The sequence below is a fragment of the Kitasatospora sp. MAA4 genome (genome assembly GCF_029893355.1).
In the GTDB taxonomy this organism is placed as follows: Bacteria; Actinomycetota; Actinomycetes; order Streptomycetales; family Streptomycetaceae; genus Kitasatospora.
Window position 1 is genome coordinate 47949 of the sequence record NZ_JARZAI010000001.1, and the last position, 19516, is coordinate 67464.

The 19516-nt window shown below is 72.2% G+C and carries 21 protein-coding genes; 13 read left to right on the forward strand and 8 right to left on the reverse strand.

What is annotated here, in order from left to right:
- Positions 1 to 10: 10 nt before the first annotated feature.
- Genes P3T37_RS00215 through P3T37_RS00225 form a run of 3 tightly spaced genes read left to right on the forward strand, consistent with a single transcriptional unit; the run spans position 11 to position 1439 of the window.
- On the forward strand, positions 11 to 238 hold the full coding sequence (locus P3T37_RS00215; protein WP_280721275.1) for a hypothetical protein: 228 nt from the start codon (positions 11 to 13) through the stop codon (positions 236 to 238).
- Entirely contained in the window at positions 235 to 432 is a 198-nt protein-coding gene (locus P3T37_RS00220) for a hypothetical protein (protein WP_280721276.1), read from the forward strand. The genes P3T37_RS00215 and P3T37_RS00220 overlap by 4 nt, the downstream gene beginning before the upstream one ends.
- Positions 433 to 476: 44 nt before the next feature.
- Positions 477 to 1439: a terpene synthase family protein gene (locus P3T37_RS00225; RefSeq protein WP_280721277.1), complete on the forward strand. Its 963-nt coding sequence runs from the start codon at positions 477 to 479 to the stop codon at positions 1437 to 1439.
- A 61-nt stretch (positions 1440 to 1500) separates the two neighbouring features.
- On the opposite strand, the gene P3T37_RS00230 is transcribed toward P3T37_RS00225, so the two are convergent.
- Positions 1501 to 2340, reverse strand: a complete 840-nt coding sequence (locus P3T37_RS00230; protein ID WP_280721278.1) for a neprosin family prolyl endopeptidase — start codon at positions 2338 to 2340, stop codon at positions 1501 to 1503.
- 115 nt (positions 2341 to 2455) lie between these two features.
- On the opposite strand from P3T37_RS00230, the gene P3T37_RS00235 reads away from it, so the two are divergent.
- On the forward strand, positions 2456 to 3844 hold the full coding sequence (locus P3T37_RS00235; RefSeq protein WP_280721279.1) for a helix-turn-helix domain-containing protein: 1389 nt from the start codon (positions 2456 to 2458) through the stop codon (positions 3842 to 3844).
- Here P3T37_RS00235 and P3T37_RS00240 read toward each other — a convergent pair.
- Entirely contained in the window at positions 3841 to 4659 is an 819-nt protein-coding gene (locus P3T37_RS00240) for a class I SAM-dependent methyltransferase (RefSeq protein WP_280721280.1), read from the reverse strand. The two genes, P3T37_RS00235 and P3T37_RS00240, sit on opposite strands and share 4 nt — an antisense overlap.
- Positions 4660 to 4774: 115 nt before the next feature.
- Positions 4775 to 5527: a class I SAM-dependent methyltransferase gene (locus tag P3T37_RS00245; RefSeq protein WP_280721281.1), complete on the reverse strand. Its 753-nt coding sequence runs from the start codon at positions 5525 to 5527 to the stop codon at positions 4775 to 4777.
- 512 nt (positions 5528 to 6039) lie between these two features.
- Between P3T37_RS00245 and P3T37_RS00250 the strand changes: the two genes are divergently transcribed.
- The 4 genes from P3T37_RS00250 (at position 6040) to P3T37_RS00265 (ending at position 9674) form a co-directional block, all read left to right on the forward strand.
- Positions 6040 to 6684 carry a hypothetical protein gene (locus P3T37_RS00250; protein ID WP_280721282.1) on the forward strand — a complete coding sequence of 215 codons (645 nt, stop codon included), beginning with the start codon at positions 6040 to 6042 and terminating at the stop codon, positions 6682 to 6684.
- A gap of 257 nt (positions 6685 to 6941) precedes the next feature.
- Positions 6942 to 7856 (forward strand): permease, encoded by a 915-nt coding sequence (locus tag P3T37_RS00255; RefSeq protein WP_280721675.1) that lies wholly within the window; start codon positions 6942 to 6944, stop codon positions 7854 to 7856.
- Complete coding sequence (locus P3T37_RS00260) at positions 7844 to 8614, forward strand: TIGR03943 family protein (RefSeq protein ID WP_280721283.1); 771 nt, start codon at positions 7844 to 7846, stop codon at positions 8612 to 8614. Before P3T37_RS00255 ends, P3T37_RS00260 begins: the two co-directional genes overlap by 13 nt.
- On the forward strand, positions 8607 to 9674 hold the full coding sequence (locus P3T37_RS00265) for a hypothetical protein (protein WP_280721284.1): 1068 nt from the start codon (positions 8607 to 8609) through the stop codon (positions 9672 to 9674). The genes P3T37_RS00260 and P3T37_RS00265 overlap by 8 nt, the downstream gene beginning before the upstream one ends.
- Positions 9675 to 9709: 35 nt before the next feature.
- Here the strand turns inward: P3T37_RS00265 and P3T37_RS00270 are convergent, their stop codons facing one another.
- Positions 9710 to 9997, reverse strand: coding sequence for a hypothetical protein (locus P3T37_RS00270; RefSeq protein ID WP_280721285.1), 288 nt, complete (start codon positions 9995 to 9997; stop codon positions 9710 to 9712).
- Positions 9998 to 10113: 116 nt separating this feature from the next.
- Here P3T37_RS00270 and P3T37_RS00275 point away from each other — a divergent pair, with 116 nt between their 5' ends.
- From P3T37_RS00275 to infA, 3 genes are all read left to right on the forward strand, one after another.
- On the forward strand, positions 10114 to 11334 hold the full coding sequence (locus P3T37_RS00275; RefSeq protein WP_280721286.1) for a transposase: 1221 nt from the start codon (positions 10114 to 10116) through the stop codon (positions 11332 to 11334).
- 329 nt (positions 11335 to 11663) lie between these two features.
- Positions 11664 to 12461, forward strand: coding sequence for a GNAT family N-acetyltransferase (locus tag P3T37_RS00280; RefSeq protein ID WP_280721287.1), 798 nt, complete (start codon positions 11664 to 11666; stop codon positions 12459 to 12461).
- Between the two features lie 34 nt (positions 12462 to 12495).
- Positions 12496 to 12720, forward strand: a complete 225-nt coding sequence (gene infA / locus P3T37_RS00285) for a translation initiation factor IF-1 (protein WP_280721288.1) — start codon at positions 12496 to 12498, stop codon at positions 12718 to 12720.
- A gap of 91 nt (positions 12721 to 12811) precedes the next feature.
- Here infA and P3T37_RS00290 read toward each other — a convergent pair whose 3' ends face one another.
- On the reverse strand, positions 12812 to 14086 hold the full coding sequence (locus P3T37_RS00290) for an IS21 family transposase (protein ID WP_280721289.1): 1275 nt from the start codon (positions 14084 to 14086) through the stop codon (positions 12812 to 12814).
- Positions 14087 to 14512: 426 nt separating this feature from the next.
- Here P3T37_RS00290 and P3T37_RS00295 point away from each other — a divergent pair, with 426 nt between their 5' ends.
- Both P3T37_RS00295 and P3T37_RS00300 read left to right on the forward strand, forming a co-directional pair.
- Positions 14513 to 14770 carry a hypothetical protein gene (locus P3T37_RS00295; RefSeq protein WP_280721290.1) on the forward strand — a complete coding sequence of 86 codons (258 nt, stop codon included), beginning with the start codon at positions 14513 to 14515 and terminating at the stop codon, positions 14768 to 14770.
- Complete coding sequence (locus P3T37_RS00300) at positions 14767 to 15486, forward strand: DUF2637 domain-containing protein (RefSeq protein WP_280721291.1); 720 nt, start codon at positions 14767 to 14769, stop codon at positions 15484 to 15486. Before P3T37_RS00295 ends, P3T37_RS00300 begins: the two co-directional genes overlap by 4 nt.
- Positions 15487 to 15635: 149 nt before the next feature.
- Here P3T37_RS00300 and P3T37_RS00305 read toward each other — a convergent pair whose 3' ends face one another.
- The 3 genes from P3T37_RS00305 to P3T37_RS00315 form a co-directional block, all read right to left on the reverse strand.
- Entirely contained in the window at positions 15636 to 16808 is a 1173-nt protein-coding gene (locus tag P3T37_RS00305) for an alpha-hydroxy-acid oxidizing protein (protein WP_280721292.1), read from the reverse strand.
- A 107-nt stretch (positions 16809 to 16915) separates the two neighbouring features.
- Positions 16916 to 18205 (reverse strand): hypothetical protein, encoded by a 1290-nt coding sequence (locus tag P3T37_RS00310; protein WP_280721293.1) that lies wholly within the window; start codon positions 18203 to 18205, stop codon positions 16916 to 16918.
- Positions 18206 to 18294: 89 nt separating this feature from the next.
- Positions 18295 to 19323 (reverse strand): FAD-dependent oxidoreductase, encoded by a 1029-nt coding sequence (locus tag P3T37_RS00315; RefSeq protein ID WP_280721294.1) that lies wholly within the window; start codon positions 19321 to 19323, stop codon positions 18295 to 18297.
- Between the last annotated feature and the right edge of the window lie 193 nt (positions 19324 to 19516).

Consider the following 19516-nt stretch of genomic DNA (forward strand, 5'->3'; position numbering starts at 1 on the left):
TGAAGTAAATATGACGACTGATCAGCCGCTAGTGGGAGTTGACCTGCCGTCAAAATCACAGCTCGGCGGCACCGAGTGCATCGACTGTGGCACCGCCGCCGGTCCCCTGCACCCCGGCGAGACCATCACCACCCGGGTGGGCCCCGGCGTTGTCCAGGATGCCACCGTCGTCCGCTGCACCCCGTGCGTGAAGGCCCGGAAGTGCAAGCCCCTCGCCGGTGCGGCGGCCGCCCGATGACGACTGCACCCGCTCCTCTCAGCGCCGCGTGCGGCGACGACCGGCACGACCTGTGCATGGGCAACGCGCAGGACCAGGCCGGCCGCTTCGTGTTCTGCGGCTGCACCACCTCGGGTTGCGTGTGCCACGCCCTGGCCCAGCAGTGGGCTGCGGACGACGGCGTGGCTCGGGAGGCAGCCCGATGGAACCGGTGAGCGATCCTCGGCGTACGGATCTGTATGTGGGGGCTCGTACGTGGATGGTGCAGTTCGATGTCCATCCGGCGCCTGACGACTACTTGGGCCACGAGTACGTTGAGCTCTGTCTCCGGGGGTGGCCCACTGCGGTCGGTGCGCCTCTGCACTTGGGTGTGCAGTGGGCGCTGCTGGCCTGGCTGCTGGACGATGAGTTCGACCGGGAGGCGCGCGGTGCGTCGCCGGAGGTGGTTGATCGGCTCGTGGTGGCGCTGCTGGATGCCGTGGCGGGGGATGCGCAGCCGGGGGCTGGCGATCACCCTCTGGTGCGGGCGCTCGCGGATCTGGTCGAGCGGACGCGGGAGATGATGCCCGGCTTCTGGTGGGGACGGTACCGGCGGCAGTTCGCCGCCTGGGTCCAGGCGGCCAACGAGAAGCTGACCGACTACGTGCGGCCGGGGCGGACGCCGACGCTGCGCGAGTACGAGCTGCTGCGGCCGGCCGATGGCGGGATGCTGCTGGCCGCGATGTGGTGTGAGCTCGCCGAGCAGTGCGTTACGCCCGAGTGGAACACGCCGCTGGTGCAGGAGCTACTGCGCTCGTTCTCCGCGTGCGGGTGCCTGGCGAACGATCTCGCGGCCGGGCCTGAGGACGCGTTCACTGCGGTTGCTGCGCTGGTCCGCAGTGCCGGACTGCCGGTCCGGGACGCTGAGGAGCGGGTGCGCGAGCTGCTGCGCGCACAGGAGTTGGGCTTCTGGTGGGCCCACGCCGTGCTCGTCGCCGACGAGGCGAACCCGCAACACGAGGCAGCAGGGCTGATCCTCGACACGAGCCGATTTGCCGGCACCCTCGACCGCTTCCGGGCCGCCCTGTCCGAGTGGACGGCGACGAGCTCCCGGTACGCGCCGGCAGCTCCGGCCATCGTGCAGCGGGTCGACCGGGCACGTGCTGGAGGGCTCGTGATCGCGCGAGAGCCGGCCGACACGGGCCCACCATCCGACTCGGGGCCTCGGTCGCCGACCACATGACCGGCCGTCCGGTTCGATCTCCATGGACCGGACGGCCACATCTAGTTCCGTTCCATACCGGTCAGCAGGGGCCGGAGCCGGGACCGCCCAGGTGGAAGGAGGTCGGGGTGGTGTGGCCCGCGCTGTAGAGGGCCGGGCTGGTGGCGGTGACCGTCAGGGCCGGGCGGTCCTTGGAGCCGTGCAGCTGGTAGTCGCCGATCCAGCCGGAGCGCGCGGAGCTGCCCGGGCGGCCGTTGCCCATGTCCTCACAGGTGGCGCCGGTCGCGTGGGCGACCTCGCCGAAGGCGGTGACGACCTGGGCGCGGGTGTAGCTGCCCGACCAGAGCGAGCCGGGGAAGTAGCCGACGGCGTGGTCGTCGTAGAAGACCCACCAGTCGCCGCCCAGGTTCTCGATGGTGAACTCCGCCGTGCTGCCGGTGCGGACGGCCATCCCGGGTTTGACGGTGCGGGAGACCTGGACGAACCCGCAGGCGTTGTAGCAGCTCTCGGCGCCGTTCACCCAGTGGTAGACGAAGAGGTGCGGGCGGGTGTCGCCGTTGAGGCCGAGGTCGACGGTCCAGCCGATCTCCACCGTGGAGTTGTGGTCGGCCGACTGCAGCGCCAGCTCCTGCAGCGAGTGCGAGTTGGTGTCGCCGGGCTTGATCTCCGGATCAGCCTGGAGCATCCGCACGCTGGCGCCCGCGGTGTCGGTGAGCTGCCGGCCGGAGACGTAGTCGTAGCAGGAGCCGTACCAGCAGATCGGGCCGGCCGCGGCCGCGGTGTCGGCGGCGACGGCCGCGGAACGGGCGGGCGGCGGGCTCGGTGCGCGGGTGGCGGCCTGGGCGGCCGGGCTGCCGGAGAGCAGGGTGAGGGCGGCCAGCAGGGCGCTCGCGCCACTGAGGACGGTTCGACGGGTGCGCATGAACGGCTCCGTGTCACTGGGAATGTAAGTCTGCTTATGTTGCCGGTTAAGCTAGCGGTGGCGACTTCGGCACGCAATACCCTGGGCCCATCGAAGAGAGACGAGGAACAGCACCATGGCGAAGCGGACGACACAGGGCGAAGCGGACCCGTCACAGGACCGTGCCCTGATCGGCCGACGCGTACTGCGGCTGCGCACCGAGCGCGGGCTCACCCAGCGCGCGCTGGCCGAACCGGCGTACACCGCGGCGTACATCTCCACCCTGGAGGCGGGCAAGGTGCGCCCCTCCGAGACCGCGCTGCGCTACCTCGCCGACCGACTGGACGTCAGCTTCGAGGAACTCGCCTCCGGGCAGCCCGCCCACCTGGCCACCGACCTGCGGATGCGGCTCACCGACGCGCGGCAGGTGCTCGCCGCGGGCGCCGTACAGGACGCCGCCGAACGCTTCGCCGCGCTGGCCGGCGAGGCGGGTGAACTGGCCCTGGCCGCCGAGCAGTCCGCCGCGCTGGTGGGGCTCGGCGACTGCGCGCTGGAGAGCGGCGACCTGGACCCGGCCATCGCGCACTTCCAGGCGGCCGAGGACCTGCTGGCCGAGGCCGGCGCCCCGCTGCCGCAGCGGGTTCCGGCGCTGCGCGGACGGGCCGTCGCCCACCTGCTCGCCGGCGACCTGCGCTACTCCTGCTACCTGCTGGAGAACGCCATCGACCAGCTCAACGCGGCCGGGTTGCACGACCCGAACGCGCTGCTGCTGCTCTACTCCGCCGTGATCGCCCCCTACATGGACATGGGCGCCCAGGCCCGCGCCGCCCAGGCCGCCGACCTCGCCCTCGCGCTGGCCCCGCAGGTGGACGACCCGGCGCTGGTGGCCCGGATGCACCGCGGCGTCGCCCGCACCCTGCTGGCCGCCGGCCGGGCCGCCGAGGCGGACGCCTCGCTGGCCCGCGCCCAGGAGCTCTACCAGCAGCTCCAGATCCGCTCGGAGCTCGCCCACTGCCACTGGATGCGCGGCTACCTCCGGGCCCAGGACGGCGACCTGGCGCAGGCCGAGGACGAGCTGCGCACCGCGCGCGGCATCCTCGCCGACCGCCGGGCCACCCTGTACACCGTGCAGATCGACGTCGAACTCGCGGACGTGCTGCGCCGGCGCGGCAAGACCGACGAGGCGCAGCAGCTGCTGGCCCAGTTGATCGGCGGCCTCGACGCCGGGCTCAGCGCCGAGCGCGGAGCCGTCCACGCGGGCGGCGCCCACCGGCTGCTCGGACTGATCGCGGAGGAGCGCGCCGACCCGCAGGGCGCCGAGAAGCACTACCGCACCGCACTCAACCTGCTCGAACACGCCGGTGCGGCGGGCGACGTGGCCGACCTCTGCCGCCTGCTCGGCGACCTGCTGCGCCGCACCGGCCGGACCGAGGCCGCCCTCGACGTCTACCGCACGGGCCTCGGCCACCGCGCCGCCCCCGGCACGACGACCCTGGGCCCGGCCCCGGCGTCGCCTCCCGCCTAGCCTTCTTCCGCGCGGGTCGCGGAGACCAGGTAGTAGTCCAACAGCCCCTGGCGCCAGGCGATCAGGAAGTTGCGCGGCCACAGGCCCCGGACCGGCGTGCCCTCCAGGTAGCGGTCCAGGCCCGGCCAGACCGCGGCGCCGATCGACTCGACGCGCACCGAGGTGAAGCCGGCCTTCCCGAGGTCGGCCTCGAAGTCGTCGATCGGGTGCGCCACGTCCAGCCCGTCGGCGAAGCTCTCCAGCAGCTCGGCGAGCGGGGCGGCCGCCTGGGGGCCGGTGCTGAAGAAGGTGGTCATCACCAGCTGCCCGCCCGGGCGCAGCACGCGCGCCGACTCGCGGGCGAAGCCGGTCAGTTCGCGGAAGTGCTGGGCGGCCTCCACCGAGTAGAGCGCGTCGAGCGAGGCGTCGGGGAAGGGCTGCGCGTCGGCTGCGCCCAGCTCGTAGCACAGCCGGCCGCCGTGCGTGGCGAGCAGCTCGGCGTTGGCCGCGCGGGCGCGGGCCAGCTGCTCGGGGTGGATGTCCACACCGCAGACCGACGCGAAGTCGAACTCCCGTAGGGCCAGCGCCGATCCGAGCCCGCGCCCGCAGCCGATCTCGGCCACCCGGCTCCCGGCGGGCCGGCCGAACTCGCCGAGCACCCGCCGGTACAGATCCTGCTGGCTGCGCGTCCGGTCGGCGTCGTCCAGCTCGTCGGTGAGCGGGATCGCCTCCCAGTAGCCGAAGTTGATGTACCCGCCGGCGAACGACGGGGAGGAGCTCAGGTCCTCCGGTCCGTACATGGCGCGCACCCGCGGGGGGATCCGATCCTGACTCACGACGCGACCTGCTTCCTCGTCATCGGTTCGTGTGCTCCGTACCCGCCAGGTTCTCACGACCGGCCGCCCGGCGGGCCCAGATCGCCCGGCGCGGTCCGGCGCGGCCTGGCCCGGCTCAGACGGGCAACTCGTAGACGCTGACATGGAAGCTGCTGGAGTCGCGGAACCCGACGCCGGACCAGTCGCCGAAGCGGTCGCGCAGCCGCAGGCCGGCGGCCGCGGCCATCAGGTCGAGCTCGCCGGGAGCGGCGTACCGGAAGACCACCTGCGCGTGCCGGCAGCGGCCGTCGTCCAGGACCAGGTAGTCCGAGGTGTACTGCTGGGAGGCCGCCTGGATCCGGCGGGTGCGCAGCACCAGGTCGCCGTTGGGTGCCTCGACGGTCTGCGCTCCGGCGGCGGCGTTCGCCACCAGCGCCTCGGGCAGGTGGGCGTCCAGCACGAACAGGCCGCCGGGCAGCAACCGCCGGGCCGCCTGTGCGAAGCAGCGCAGCTGGTCCCGCTGGGTGAGTAGTTCGAAGAAGGTCCCGTTCGCGACGTAGACCATCGCGAAGCCGCCTCCGCAGTCGGTCTCCACGAAGTCCCCCGTGCTGAGGGTCAGTTCCCGGCCGCCGGGCTTGGCGAGCAGCCGCTCGACCATCGCGGGGGAGGCGTCGATGCCGTGCACCTTCAGCCCGCGTTCGGCGAGCGGTAGCGCCAGGCGGCCGGTGCCGACGCCCAGTTCGAGCACCGGTCCGCCCGGCGCGCTGCGCGCGAGGCGGTCCAGCAGCTCGACGGTGGCGTGCGTGGTCGCGGCGGGCGGCGTGAACCAGTCGTCGTAGCGGTCCGCGAGTTCGGTGGCGTAGCCGGTGCCTGGGTTCGGCGGGGTCATCGGGCTCCTCGGCAGCAGTGGCGTGGTGGTTTGGTGGGTCAACCGAGAGGGTGCGGTGGGACGTTGGGCTCGGCACGGCTCGCGGTGGGCAGCGGCCTGGCGCCGGGGGCCAGCCGCCGGACGAAGGCCACGCCGGCCGGATTTCTGGTGTTCCGGGGCAGGCAGTCGTCGTGCCCCGACGGAGCGCCGGCCGATGCCCGGTCCACAACTATCGCAGCCGGGCCGGGCCGACTACGGTGCCCGCTGTGCCGGTTGGCGGAACCGGACACCGCCAGGCGGCCGTGATGTGCCCGCTCGGTGGCCCCCTCGTACGTGCTGCCGGCCCCGCGCCGATACGTAGCGCGCCTGCTGGGACCGTTGGGGCCGAGGAGGTTGCCGCCGCCCGTCCTCAGGTCGCCCGCAGACCAGTCCGGGAACGGCCGAATCCGGCCGCGGCCCGGCCTGCACGATAGCCTGGCGGCGATGGCTGCGGCCCGCAGCGCCGGCCCAGCGACAGGCCCTAAGCTCCACACATGAGTACAGCCGAGAGCGGATGGGACGCCTACCGGGCGGCGATGTTCGGCGATCCGTACCTCGTCTGGCACGAGGGCGTGGACCTCACCGCACTGGCCGCCACGACCGGCGCAGCCCGCGAGGAGGCTGTTCGAATGCTGCTGGTGGGACTGCGGGCGGGCGATCCGGTGGCCGCGCAGGGTCTGCGAGAGCTGCGCCCGGTCGAGGCGGTGCCCGCGCTGCGCGAGGCGGCGGAGCCGGGGCGGGAGCCAGGCCTTCGCGTACGGGCGGCGCAGGCGCTGCTGTCGCTGACCGGCGACCAGGACTGGGCGCGACCGGTCGCGGACGTCCTGGACAGCACGGCGGAGTTCTGGGGCGTGCGGATCGACGCCGCCGCCGCGCTGCGCGACTTCGCGCCCACGCCCGCACTGGTCGCCGCCCTGGTCCGGGCGGCGCAGGACCCCGAGTACCTGGTCCGCTACCACGCGTCCTCGACCCTGCTCGCCTACGCGGGCCGCAAGCGGGACGTCTCGGCCTACCGCCGGTGGTTCCCCCGCCTCGCCGCCCCGCCCGCCGGCACCGCCCCGACCGACGAGCACCGCGCCGCCTGGCAGACGGTGGCCGGGGAACTCGCCGCAGCAGTGCCCGTGGCCCCGGCCGGCTGACCGCCAGCCGTCCAAGCGCGACCACGGCCGGACATCAACCGCGCCCCAACTCGTTAGACTCCCTCGTGGCTCGACGTTCTTCGGGGAGCCGTCCCTGACGGAGTGACCAGGAGCGACGTACCGGCATGACGGACGAGTTGATCATCGAGTCGTCCCGCCATGCCCCGGCGTCCCCGGTCGAGACGGCGGGTCCGATCGAGACGGCGGCCCCGGTACGCAAGCGGCGGCTCGACTCCCTCCCGCTGCTCGTCGTCGGCATGATCGCCGTGCTGGTCGCGTCCCGGGTGGTCGGTGGGCGGCACGGGCCGCCCTGGGTGCAGGCGTGGGCGACCGTGTTCATCGCCATCTGCGTGCAGGCGCTGCCGTTCCTGCTGCTCGGCACCGTGCTCTCCGCCGCCGTGGCGGCCTTCGTGCCGACCGCGTTCCTGGAGCGGGCGCTGCCGAGGAACCCGGTGCTCGCCGTGCCCATCGCCGGGGTGGCGGGCGTGGTGCTGCCCGGGTGTGAGTGTGCGTCGGTGCCGGTGGCCGGGCGGTTGATCGCGCGTGGGGTGGCCCCGGCGGCGGCGCTCGCGTTCCTGCTGTCCTCGCCGGCGATCAATCCGGTGGTGCTGGTCGCCACCGGGGTCGCGTTCCGTGGGCATCCGGAGATGGTGTGGGCCCGGCTGATCGCCTCGCTGGCCAGTGCGGTGGTGATGGGGTTGCTGTGGGACCGGTTCGGCAAACCCGAGTGGCTGCGGCCCAAGGTGCTGCAGGAGCAGGCCGTACGGGGGAAGCGATGGGTGGCCTTCCGGCACTCGCTGGAGCACGACTTCCTGCACGCCGGCGGGTTCCTCGTGATCGGCGGGCTCACGGCCGCCACGCTCAACGTGGCGCTGCCGCGCGGGCTCCTGAGCTCGGTGACCGGTCTGCCCGTGCTCTCCGTCCTGGTTCCCGCGCTGCTGGCCGTGCTGCTCGCCGTCTGCTCCGAGGCGGACGCCTTCGTCGCCGCCGGGCTGGCCGGCCTCTCGCCCACTGCCCGGCTGGCGTTCATGGTGGTCGGCCCGATGGTGGACATCAAGCTGATCGCCCTTCAGGCCGGCACCTTCGGCCGGGCCTTCGCCTGGCGGTTCTCCGCCGCCACCTTCGCCGTTGCCGTGCTGATGGCCTCGCTGGTCGGGTGGTGGCTGCTGTGAGGCGCGAGGTGCGGGCGATCCTGCACGTGCTGCTCGGCGCGGCGGTGCTGCACCTGACCCTGTTCAGTGACCTCTACCTGCGCTTCGTGCGCAAGGCGCTGCGGCCGTACCTGGTCCTCACCGGGGTACTGCTGGTGCTGATCGGCCTGCTCGCAGCGGCGTCCGTTGTCCGCGAGTTGTGGCGCGGAGACCGGCACCACGAGGGGCAGGACCACGACCACGGACACGGACACGGATACGGACACGAGCACGGACACGAGCACGGCAGCCTGCGCGTCGGCTGGCTGCTGACCCTGCCCGTCCTCGCCGTCTTCCTGATCGCCCCGGACGCGCTCGGCGCCTACTCCGCCCAGCGGATGGACAGCACCGCCGTCCGCCCGGCCAACGCGGGCGGGTTCGCCGCGCTGCCCGCCACCGACCCGCTGCCGATGCGGCTGGCCGACTTCGACGCCCGCGCGCTGTGGGACAGCAGCGGCAGCCTGAAGGGCCGTCGGGTCGCGCTGACCGGCTTCGTCAGCCCGAAGAACGGCGGCGGCTGGTACCTGGCCCGACTGACCATCAGCTGCTGCGCAGCCGACGCCCAGGCCAGCAAAGTCGAGATCCACGGTCTGGACGCCCCGCCGCAGGGCTCCTGGGTGAAGGTGGTCGGCGTCTGGCAGTCCGACGGCCAACCCGGTCAGGGCGGCGGCGCCGCCGCTCCCGTGCTGACCGTCCAGAAGCTGACCCGCACCACCGAGCCGGGTGACCCGTATGAGTAAGCACGGGCGCGGCACCGCCGCCCTGGTGGTGGCGGGCGTGCTCATCGCGCTCGCCTTCATGCCGGTCGGCGCCACCGCCAAGCCCCCGGCCGGACCCGCCACCGCCTCCGCCTCGCCCAGCGACGGCTGGGACGGCACGGTCAGCCTGGTGGACGACGGCTCCGGCGCGGACACCGGCCCGCAGCCCGGCCGGCCGCCGGTCGACAAGCTGAAGGCGGGTCAGCGGCCGCCGCAGTTCGTCGTCTTCTCCTGGGACGGTGCGACGGAGGACGCCACCCACCTGTTCTCCCAGGTCCGCACGGCTGCGAAGGCGGACGGCGCCCGCACCACCTTCTTCCTGCGCGGCGTCGATCTGCTGCCGGAGGCGAAGCGCTCGCTCTACCAGGCGCCGGGCCACCCGGTCGGCGACGTCGGCGGGCCGTCCCCCACCGACGACCGGATCAAGGCGACGCTGGCCCAGCTCGGGCAGGCCTGGACGGACGGGGACGAGATCGCCGACGGCTTCAACGGCCGGTTCTGCGCTGCGGGCGGAGCGCGTGGCGCGGGCGGCACGGGCGGCACGGCGTCCTGGAGCACGCAGGACTGGGCCGGCGAGCTCGACCTCTCCTCCTCCTTCGTCCGGTTCTGGAAGACCAACACCGGCTTCGCCGACCTGCCCCCGCTGCCCTTCGACTACTCGGCAGAGCTGGTCGGCGGCCGGACCCCGTGCCCGGAGGGCCGCGAGAACCTGCTCCCGGCCGAGCAGGCGGCGGGCTGGCGCTACGACGCGAGCGCGAACGGCCAGGGCGGCGCCTGGCCGCTCAAGAACGCCGACGGGCTCTGGGAGTTCACCACCCAGGCCGGAGACCGGCCCGCGTTCGACCGTGCCTACCAGGGCAACCGCGCACCGTTCCTGGTGGACTCCCCGCTCGCTGACCCCACCGCCGTGCAGTCCGCCGAGCACCTGATGCGCGACGTCTGCCACCGCGACGGCGTGCGCTGCGTCTCCTACCGCGAACTCGCCGACTGGCTCGACGCGCAGGACCCGGCGGTGCTGGCCCGACTGGGCGTCACGGGTTGAGCTCCGCCCACGCCCGCCCGGTTGCAGTGCGCCCGTCAGCGGGCCAGCAGGACCAGGATCGCGGCGAACGCCGCCAGGCAGGTCACCGTGATCAGCCACCCGCTCGCGCCGAGGGAGCCTCGACGGCGGCCACCGCGCCCGAAGGAGCCGCGGCTGCCGCCGCTTCCGCCGCCGTCACCGATGCCGAACCAGCTGCCGCCCCCGTGGTGGTGCCCGCTGTGGTGGTGGCCTCCGAGGCCGCCGCCGTGGCCACCCCCGTGACCCCCGCCCCCGCCTCCGTGACCGCCGTCCATCTTCTTCTCCCAGGGAATCCCGGCGTTCACGCCGGGAGGGAATGGGTCCTTGGCAGGGAGGGGCGAAGCCCCGTAGCTCACTGCGTTGTATCAGTGTCAGTGGCGTGTACTAGCTTGATCACATCGACCTGGAGGAGGTGGGCCCGTTGGACACGCAGATCCGTGCGTACAAGTTCCTGCTGCGGCCCACCACCCGCCAGGTCCAGGCCCTCGGCGAGATGCTCCGCGATCACTGCTCCCTCTACAACGGGGCCTTGCAGGAGCGCCGCGACGCCTACCGGCATGTCTCCAGGACGAGCATCAAGTACGGGATGCAGTCCGCGCAGCTCAAAGATATCCGAGCGTTCGACCCCGAGCGTCAGGGCCGCTGGTCGTTCTCCAGCCAGCAGGCCACCTTGCGCCGCCTGGACAAGGCGTTCCAGGCGTTCTTTAGCCGGGTCAAGGCCGGCCGGACCCCCGGCTACCCCCGGTTCCGGGGCCAGAACTGGTTCGACACCGTGGAGTTCCCGAAGGACGGCGACGGTGTCCGGTGGGATTCGCTGCCCGGCCACGCTACCCGCGTGCGCTTCCAAGGTGTCGGTCACGTCAAGGTCAACCAGCACCGGCCGGTGGTCGGCAGGGTCAAGACCGTGTCCGTGAAGCGCGAGGGCAGGCGCTGGTTCGTCGTGCTGACCGCCGAGCAGGCGAAGGCCGAGCCTCTCGCGCCGACCGGCTCCGTCGTCGGCATCGACCTGGGCATCGCCAACTTCCTCGCCGACTCCAACGGGGAGTTCGTCGCCAACCCCAGGTTCGGCCGGGAGAATACCGAGGCCCTCGCTGAAGCACAGCGGCAGCTCTCCGCCTTCCCCCGTGTCCGCCGGGACAAGCGCACCAAGAAGCACCGACGGGCGGTGGAGAAGGTCGCTGCCCTGCACGGCACAGTGCGCCGCCAACGCCTCGACCACGCACACAGGACGGCCCTCACGCTGGTCCGTCAGCACGATCTGATCGCGCACGAGAAACTGGCGATCAGCAACATGGTGCGTGCCCCGAAGCCGAAGCCGGACCCCGAGCAGCCTGGTGTGTTTCTGCCCAACGGTGCGGCGGCCAAGAGCGGGTTGAACAGGTCGATATCGGACGCGGGTTGGGGGCTGTTCCTCCAGATTCTCGCCAGCAAGGCTGAAAGCGCCGGCCGGACGATTATCGCAGTGGACCCCCGCAACACCTCCCGGACCTGCCCCGAATGTGGGCATGTCTGCGGGGAGAACCGCACCACTCAGGCGAAATTCCACTGCGTACGGTGTGGTCACTTGGCGCACGCGGACACGGTGGGCGCCATCAACGTTCTACGGGCCGGGCTGGTCCGCTGCGACGCCAACTCGGCGTAACAGGAAGCCCCGTCATTTATGCGGGGAGGAGTCACGGTGCCCCCTCCGGTGTGGTCGTCCTGTTCTGTCAGCGTGGCACGGGCGGTGCGCGGCCAACCTCAGGAGAAGCTCTGAACCCTCCGCGAGGAAGCGAGGAAGCAGGAAAAAGGAGTTGGGCACGGCGACCCCCGCCTGCTAACTTGCTGTCGACCGTGAAACTGTCACCAGGAGGTGAGACCCGTGAACGCTGTGTCCCAAGGGTGCTCCCCCCTGTCCTTCATGGTCGGGCGACTGACGTAGGTGTCGCCGGGAGCGCCTGAACACGAGGCTCTCCTGAGAGGCAGACACCTATGAACACCGAGAATTCCACTGCGGGTACGAGCGACCACCCGGTCGTGATCACACGGATCGCGGAACGGGAGTGGCAGGCTCTGGCCGACGACCAGGTGGTCGGCTGCGGCGACGTTTCGCCCAGGCCCGACGGGCGGGTCTTCCTGAGCATCGACGCGTGGCACGACGCGGTCTTCGACCGCCTCGCCGCCGCGATGCTGGCCGAGTTGCCGAGGCCGCTGTACACGGTGGTCGACGAGGCCGATCGCGACCTGACGTCCAACTGGGAGCGGGTCGGCTTCACCGTCCGACGCCGCGAGTGGGAGTACGTCGTGCCCACCGACCCGCAGGTCACCGGGCTCGACGCCCTTCAGCCGCCCTCGGGCGTGACGATCGTGCTCGTCGGCGAGGCGGAGGAAGGTCCGCTGCGCGCATTGGACCGCGCCATCCGCGAGGAGGTCGAGGCCACCGTCGGCTGGCAGGCGATGCCGGCCGAGGTGCTGCCCCGCCCGCTCGGGACCACCGTGCTGTACCCGTCGAAGTACGCGGTGGCGGCGCAGTCCGATCAGTACGTGGGCATGGTCCGGGTGGCGCCGCTGACCCGCAGGCCGCGGATCGGGCTGATCGCCGTCCTGGCCGACCGGCACCGCCGCGGCATCGCCCGGGCACTGCTGGCCCAGGTGCTGGGTTCGCTGCACAGCTCCGGGATCGAGACGGCATCGGCCGAGGTCAACGAGTCCAACGAGGCGGCGACGGCACTCTTCGAGGGCGTCGGCGCCCAGCGCGCCGGCAGCAACCTGGAGTTGGTGTGCCGCTGACGCCCCACCCCATCGCCAACGAGAAGAGTACGACATGACGAAGACAGCAGGAGGCATCGAAGTCGAGGGCACCGTCCTCGAATGCCTGCGCAACGCCACCTTCACGGTGGAGCTCCAGAACGGGCACAAGGTGCTCGCGCACATCAGCGGGAAGATCCGGAAGAACTACATCAAGATCCTTCCGTTCGACCGCGTACTCGTGGAGATCAGCCCGTACGACCTCGCCCGCGGCCGAATCCTGTTCCGATACCGGAACTAGCGGCGGGCGGGACGTTCGGGCGGGCAGTCATGTCGCCAGCCTGACGTGAACGGCATCGGCGTCCGGCAACCGGCCGGGCGCCGATGCCGGCCTAGCGAGGCGCCCGGCCGGACTGCGAATCAGCTCCCCGATTCGTCGGTCGGCTCTCCCGCTGGGGTGGCACCCGGGCTGCCGTGGTGGCCGTCCCGTCCCACACTCGGCAGGTGGCCGCGGCACCGGTTCGCCCGCTCAGCGCACCGGCCTCGGCCAGTGCCTTCTCGGATGGCGGACGCGGTGTCATCCTTCGGCAGGGCGGGGCGTCGGCGCGTGCCGTCGTCGGGCAACGCTCCAGGACAACGGCGACACCGCTGCGCTCGACGACCGTCAGCCCGGCCCCCGGCTGGGCGAGCGGATACCGGGCGACGACGGCTCCGGCGACGGTGGCGATGGAGAGGTAGGGCTGGTCGAGGCGCCGCCGGACCTCCAGCACGGCGCCGGCCAGGTGGTGAGGCACGACGTAGAGGTTGCCGCGAAAGGGCACTACGCCCTGGGCCGTGACCGTGCGGCGGTCGCAGACCCAGATCGGGAACGGCGTGGCGGGCAGCTCGCGAAGCGGTTCGGTGCGCGAAATCTGGTCACCCGCAAGCGCGTTGTCGTCCGCCCGAGCCTCGGGGTCCAGACCTGCCGCGAGCCGGTCCAGGCTCTCCTGTGCTCCGTCCAGCCTGGTGTCGTCCGCCATAGTGCTCCACCAGGACCGGGCGGCCCGGACGGCCCGCTCGCATGCCGGGGGTCGTCGGCCGTCGCCCGGGAGGAGCTCGGCTCTCGCACCGTAGTACCTCGCCACTTGCCGGAACGCCGACGTCATGCGGTCGCTGGCCGGGTTGTACACGGCCGGCGTCCGGCCGAGCCGCCAGCACTCGGCGGTGCCGCCCAGCCGCCTCATCACGCGCTCCATGGCCTCGACGAGGTGCGGCAGGTCCTCGTTCTCCGCCAGAACTCCGCGCCAACGGCCGGAGCGGGTGAGCGATCCCAGCAACAGGTGCGCATGGCTGCCGCAGCCCCATCCCGCCGGCGGCTCCGGAAGCTTCAGCCAGTCGAATCGGACCGCCTCCTCGCTCCGTCGAGCGGTGATCGGGCTGCTCCCGGCGGGACCGGCGCCCTCACACTCCTCGCAGGGCGGCCGGGCGTGGTGTTTGCGCAGAGCACGCGTGAAGGTCGAGTAGCCGCTCGGGTAGCCCAGGTCCACGATCTCGCCGAAGAGAACGGTGGCGAGAAGGTGCGGGTCATCCGCCAGACGTTGTCGGCAGTACGGAAGGAAGCGGAGAAAGCCGTCCGGCGGGATAATTCGGATGCCGGGGGACCGCTCTCCGAAGAGATAAGCTCGCACCGTTTTCCGATCACGCCCGAGATGCTTGGCAATCCCGGAGACGGACCATCCGTCGCGATGGAGCCCGAGTGCCTCCATGTATTCCTCCCAGCTGATCAAGAAAACCCCCTGACGGTCGATTTCAGCACCCCATGACCTCGCAAATATGCCAGAGGCAAGCCGGAAATATAGCACGGGGGATCGATGATCAAGGAGCGGAAACGTTTCTGCCGATTTACAATGACTGGGTATTTTCAGTGAGCGTCGATGGAGATTACTATGGAATGACACGCTCCACCGGGTAGGTGGACACCGTGAGCGCTGAACTGAAAAAGTACCACCCCCCCGCGCCACCCCAGGTAATTTCGGTGAGCGTCGTCGAGATCGAATATGAAACGACGCCCGGATGAACCACGAACCGGCTTGCGGTTCCCTCGTTGATGAACCGTGACATCAACATCCCAGCTCCATACCGTCGCGCCCTCCGATCAAGATCCGGTCGTCAAGATCGGGAAGTGGCTCTTCGTTCCCGACAGACGGAACGACGCGGGCGACATGTGCACCGGCTACCTCTCGTGCACCGGCGAACGCGTGCTGCTGCCTCACACCTCCTGCCTGCTGGCCAACTTGCTTCAGAAGACCCGCGAGCTGGAGAGCGACTTCGCGATGCGGCTCAGCCCCCATCCGTTCCCGGTCGAAACGTGACGCCGCTCTTCGGATACGTCGAGCCTGGCGACGATCCCCGGCTAGCCTCCCGCGACCGCGTTCAGGCCGGAACCTACGGACCAGGTGTGCACTACGACGATGGCCTCGCCTGCGCCATCGGAGTCGTGTACGGCGACTCGCCCGCTTTCAACCCCGTCGCCGAGTCGGCGGTCGGGTGGGAGGCCGAGGCGGTGTTCGTTCCGCATCCTCGCCTGCCGGTGGACCAACCCGTGCCGATCATGGCCGGTACGCCCCGACGGCGGAGACAGCCACCCAGGTCGGCGTGGCCGGAGGTGATCGGTTCTCTGTTCGGCGCATTGACCGCGGTTACGGTCACCGCGGTCTGCGTGCTGGGTTGGGCGTTCTCCTACGACCCGTTGCGGGCGTTGGCGTACTCGCGAGTGCCGCACGCACTCTCACAGCTGTGGCCGGTCATCGTCTACGGGCCGTGGCTCGCGGGATGCCTGTCGGTCCTGCGTGCCGCCCTGCACGGACGTCAGCCCGTCCACTCCTGGGCCGTGGTCGTGCTGTTCTCCACTCTCGCGTCCGGACTGTGCGTCGCCGATGTCTCACAAACTCTTCCCGACCTCGTCGTGACCGGACTGCCTCCGCTCACAGCCGTCATCTCACTCCATCAACTCGTCCGCCAGCTCACCGCCGCCCGAGGCACGGGCCGACGGCCTGGCCGCCAGGCCGCGCACAGGTCTCCGCACTGAACGGCGCTGCCGCAGAGCGCGCCACATTCTGCTGGCCGTCCCGATTTCAGGACCATTCCACACGGGCTTCGGACGTGTTCCCGAGGCCGCGGGCGCCCGCTTCCCAGTTGCGGGGAATTCGGGGGTGCCGGGTGCGGCACCAGTCGCCGTCAGCCGCCGTTCGGCACCCGGCGCAGGGCTGCCGGGAGGTCGGCGAGGGTGGGGTAGCCGTTGACGGCCATCAGCAGGTCGGCTTCGGCGAGCAGGGAGCGCAGGACGTGGACGACGCCGTCCGTGCCGCCGAGGGCCAGGCCGTAGGCGTACGGGCGGCCGACGCCGACCGCGGTGGCGCCGAGGGCGAGGGCCTTCACCACGTCGGTGCCGGTGCGGACGCCGGAGTCGAAGAGCACCGGGAGCCCGTTGGCGGCCTCGACGACCTCCGGGAGGGCGTCCAGCGCGGCCAGGCCGCCGTTGGCCTGCCGGCCCCCGTGGTTGGAGCAGTAGACGCCGTCGATGCCGGCGTCCTTGGCCCGGCGGACGTCCTCGGGGTGGCAGATGCCCTTCAGCAGGATCGGCAGCCGGGTCAGCGAGCGCAGCCAGGGCAGGTCCTCCCAGCGCAGCGGGTTGCCGAAGACCGTCATGAACTGTAGGACCACGCCCTGCGGGTCCTCCTCCGGCGGCTTGCCGAGCCGGGCTCGGAAGACAGGGTCGGAGGTGTAGTTGGCCAGGCAGTTGCCGCGCAGCTGGGGGAAGTTGGCGCTGGACAGGTCGCGCGGTCGCCAGCCGGTGGTCCAGGTGTCCAGGGTGACCACGATCGCCTTGAAGCCCGCCGCCTCGGCGCGGTGCACCAGACTCTCCGCCAGCGCCCGGTCGTTGGGGGTGTACAGCTGGAAGAAGCCCGGGGTGTCACCGAGTTGGGCCGCGACGTCCTCCATCGGGTCGACCGTCAGCGTGGAGGCGATCATCGGGACGCCGGTGCGCGCGGCGGCCCGGGCGGTGGCGAGGTCGCCGTGGCCGTCCTGCGCGCACAGGCCGATCACGCCGACCGGTGCCATGAACAGCGGTGAGGGCAGCCGCAGGCCGAACAGGTCGACCGTCAGGTCCCGTCGGGTGGCGCCGACCATCATCCGCGGTACCAGGCCCCAGCGTTCGAAAGCCCGGACGTTGGCCCGCTGGGTGTGCTCGTCCCCGGCGCCGCCGGCCACGTACGACCAGACGGACGGGGGCAGCGCCGCCTCGGCGCCCGCCGCCAGGCCGTCGAAGGTCAGCGGGTAGGGCGGCATGACGCCCTGCAGGCCGCCGGCGTAGATCTCGTTCTGGTAGTCACCGAACTGCGCGGTCATCCTGGGCGCCTTCCTCGTGGACTCCAGGGCCCTTGGCCGACGGGCCGGTTGGGCGGCCCGTGGCGGCCTCGGACCCGGCCGGTGCACCAGTATGCCCAGCCCTGCGGTCAGGCGGGCGGCGCATCCGTGGGCGGCGCATCCGTGGGCGGCGCGACGTCTGTCGGGCCTGGCTGGGTCGGGAAGGGCTGCGGTGCCGGTGCCGGTGCGGGTGCCGGTGCCGGGAAGGTGACACCGGCCTCCGCCGCGAGGACGGTGTCCAGGCTCTCCCGCCGGATCCGCCGATCCACGTACAACAGCCCGCGCGCCAGCGGGCTCAGCGGCATGCTGAGCAGACCCGCGAACGTGACGCCGATCGCCAGACTGGCGACGAAAAGCACCAGCCCGGCCGTGCTGGGGCCGCCGCTGTCCGTGCCGTCGGGGGACGGGCCGCCGCTCGACATGCCGAGCAGCAGGAACCCGAACAGGGTGAACGGGACGGAGACCATCCGCGTCGCCATCGACCCGACCAGGCTGATCAGGAACGGGATCCCCAGGCTGCGCCACCAGGCGCCCTCGTTCAGCTGCCAGGCCCGGCGGATCGCGGCGATCGGCCTCCGGTCCTCCAGGACGAGCACCGGGACCACCAGGGTCAGCCGGACTCGGCTGTAGACCAAGGCCGCCGCGGCGGGGAGCAGGCAGATCAGCGCGACCCCGAACCCGGCGCCGCTGTCGCCGGTGCCGACACCCAGCAGGATCCCCGGCAGCAGCGCGACGGCGATGACCGCCGCACTACCCAGGTCGAGCAGCAGGCTCACGCCCAGCACCCGCCACAGGAACGGCCGGGCCTCGCTCCACACCCGGCCGGTGCCGACCCGGCGGCCCAGCACCGCGTGGCGCAGCACCGCCGTACTCATGGTGGTCGTCACCGTGCCGACCGCCACCGCGCAGACCAGCACCAGCGCCGCCAGCAGGCCGAGCGCGGTGGCCAGGCCGACGCTCTGAGCTTGGGTCGGGACGTAGTCGCTCTGGTTGCGGAGCTCGTCGATCAGGCCGCTCTGCGACTGGTAGGCGAAGAACGCGCCGACGCTCACCAGGAACGCGGACCCCACCGCGACCAGCGCCGCCGGGCCGAAGACCGGCGCGGCCCAGCGCCACAGCGTGCGGAACACCCCGGTGAAGATCTCGCCGACGCCGAGCGGCTTCAGCGGGATGACCCCGGGCATCGGCGCGGGCGGCGCCACGTTCCACCCGGTCCACGGCGCCTGCCCTCCGGGGTAGCCGGGGTAGCCGGGGTAGCCGGGGTAGCCGGGGTGCCCGGGGTGCCCGGGGTATCCGGGATACCCCGGCCCGCCCGGCCCCCCGGAGTCCGCTCGTTCCCCCTGCTCACCGGGCATCTGCCAGTCCCCGTCGGTCCCCATGCCGCACACCTCTCCCACCCTGCTCCGCACCGGAGCCCCCAGAGCGTACGGGACCGCCGAATGCGACTGCCAGAGGGATTACGTGCTGATCAGCGCCGCCGGCTCCAGAAGGCGGCCTCCCGATAGCGGGTGGCTGCGGCGTGGAACTGCTGACGATCGCTCAGATGTCGTCCGAACGCCGCGTGGACGAGTCGTTCGTACACGCCGGCCGGCTCCCGGTCGCCGTCCAGCAGCCCTTGGGCGGCCGCGGCGGCCGGGGCTGCGAGGTCGAGTGCGTGCCGAATCCCGGAGGAGGAGAGCGGGTCGACGCAGAGCGCGGCGTCGCCCACGGCGACCAGCCCGGACCGCCAGGGCGGGCCCGCGCAGCCCACCATCGCGGCGCGGCGCGCGACGGGCCGGGGCAGCGGGTCGGCGGCCAGTCGCGCGGTGGTGCGCGGCGGCGGGACGGAGACCGCGCGGTCGGCGGTGTCCTGCACCTGGAGGACCGTCAGCCGCTCGCCCGCGGCACTCGGCGCGGTGTACCACCAGCCGTCGGGCGCGGCCTCGACCAGCGACCAGGGCTGCGGCCCCGGGTCGGCGGGCCGCGCCTGCCAGACGGTGCAGCGCAGCCGGTCGGCGGCGTGCCACCGGAGCCGGCCGCGGGAGACGGCGCGGGCGGCACCGGTGGCGTCGACCACCACCGGGACGGGCCGGTCGACGCCGTCCGCACCGACCACGTCCCACCGCCCGTCCGGCCGCGCCGCCGCTCCGACGCGCGCACGGACCAGTCGGGCGCCGGCGTCCTGGGCCGCACCGCGCAGCAGCTCATCCAACGCGGCGCGGTCCACCGCCCAGGGCGGCCCGTACGGGCTGAGCAGGCTGGAGCGGTGGTCGACCTCGGGGCCCGCCCAGGAGCTGCGGGCCTCGTGCACGGCGGTGGAGGCGGCGGTCAACCGGTCGGCGACGCCGAGGACGCGCAGTCGGGCCAGAGCGGAGGAGGACAGCTGCTGCCCGACGGACCGCCAGGGCACCCGGCCGTCGTCCACCAGGACCACGGCCGCGCCGGCGGTGGCCAGGTGCCAGGCGGTCGCCGCCCCGGCCGGGCCGCCGCCGATCACCACGATGTCGGGCCGGCTCACCGGGGCCCGCCGAGCGGGCCGGTGGCGACGGCGGCGGCGGCGGGAGCGACCTGGCTCACCGGGCTCACCGGGCTTACCGGGTTGGCAGGGCTGGCGGGAGTGGTCACGGTCATGGGCATCCCTCGATCGTTCTGGCGATACTCCGTTCGGTGGTGCCAATATGACGGACCGTAGTGGATCTGTATACGGAGTT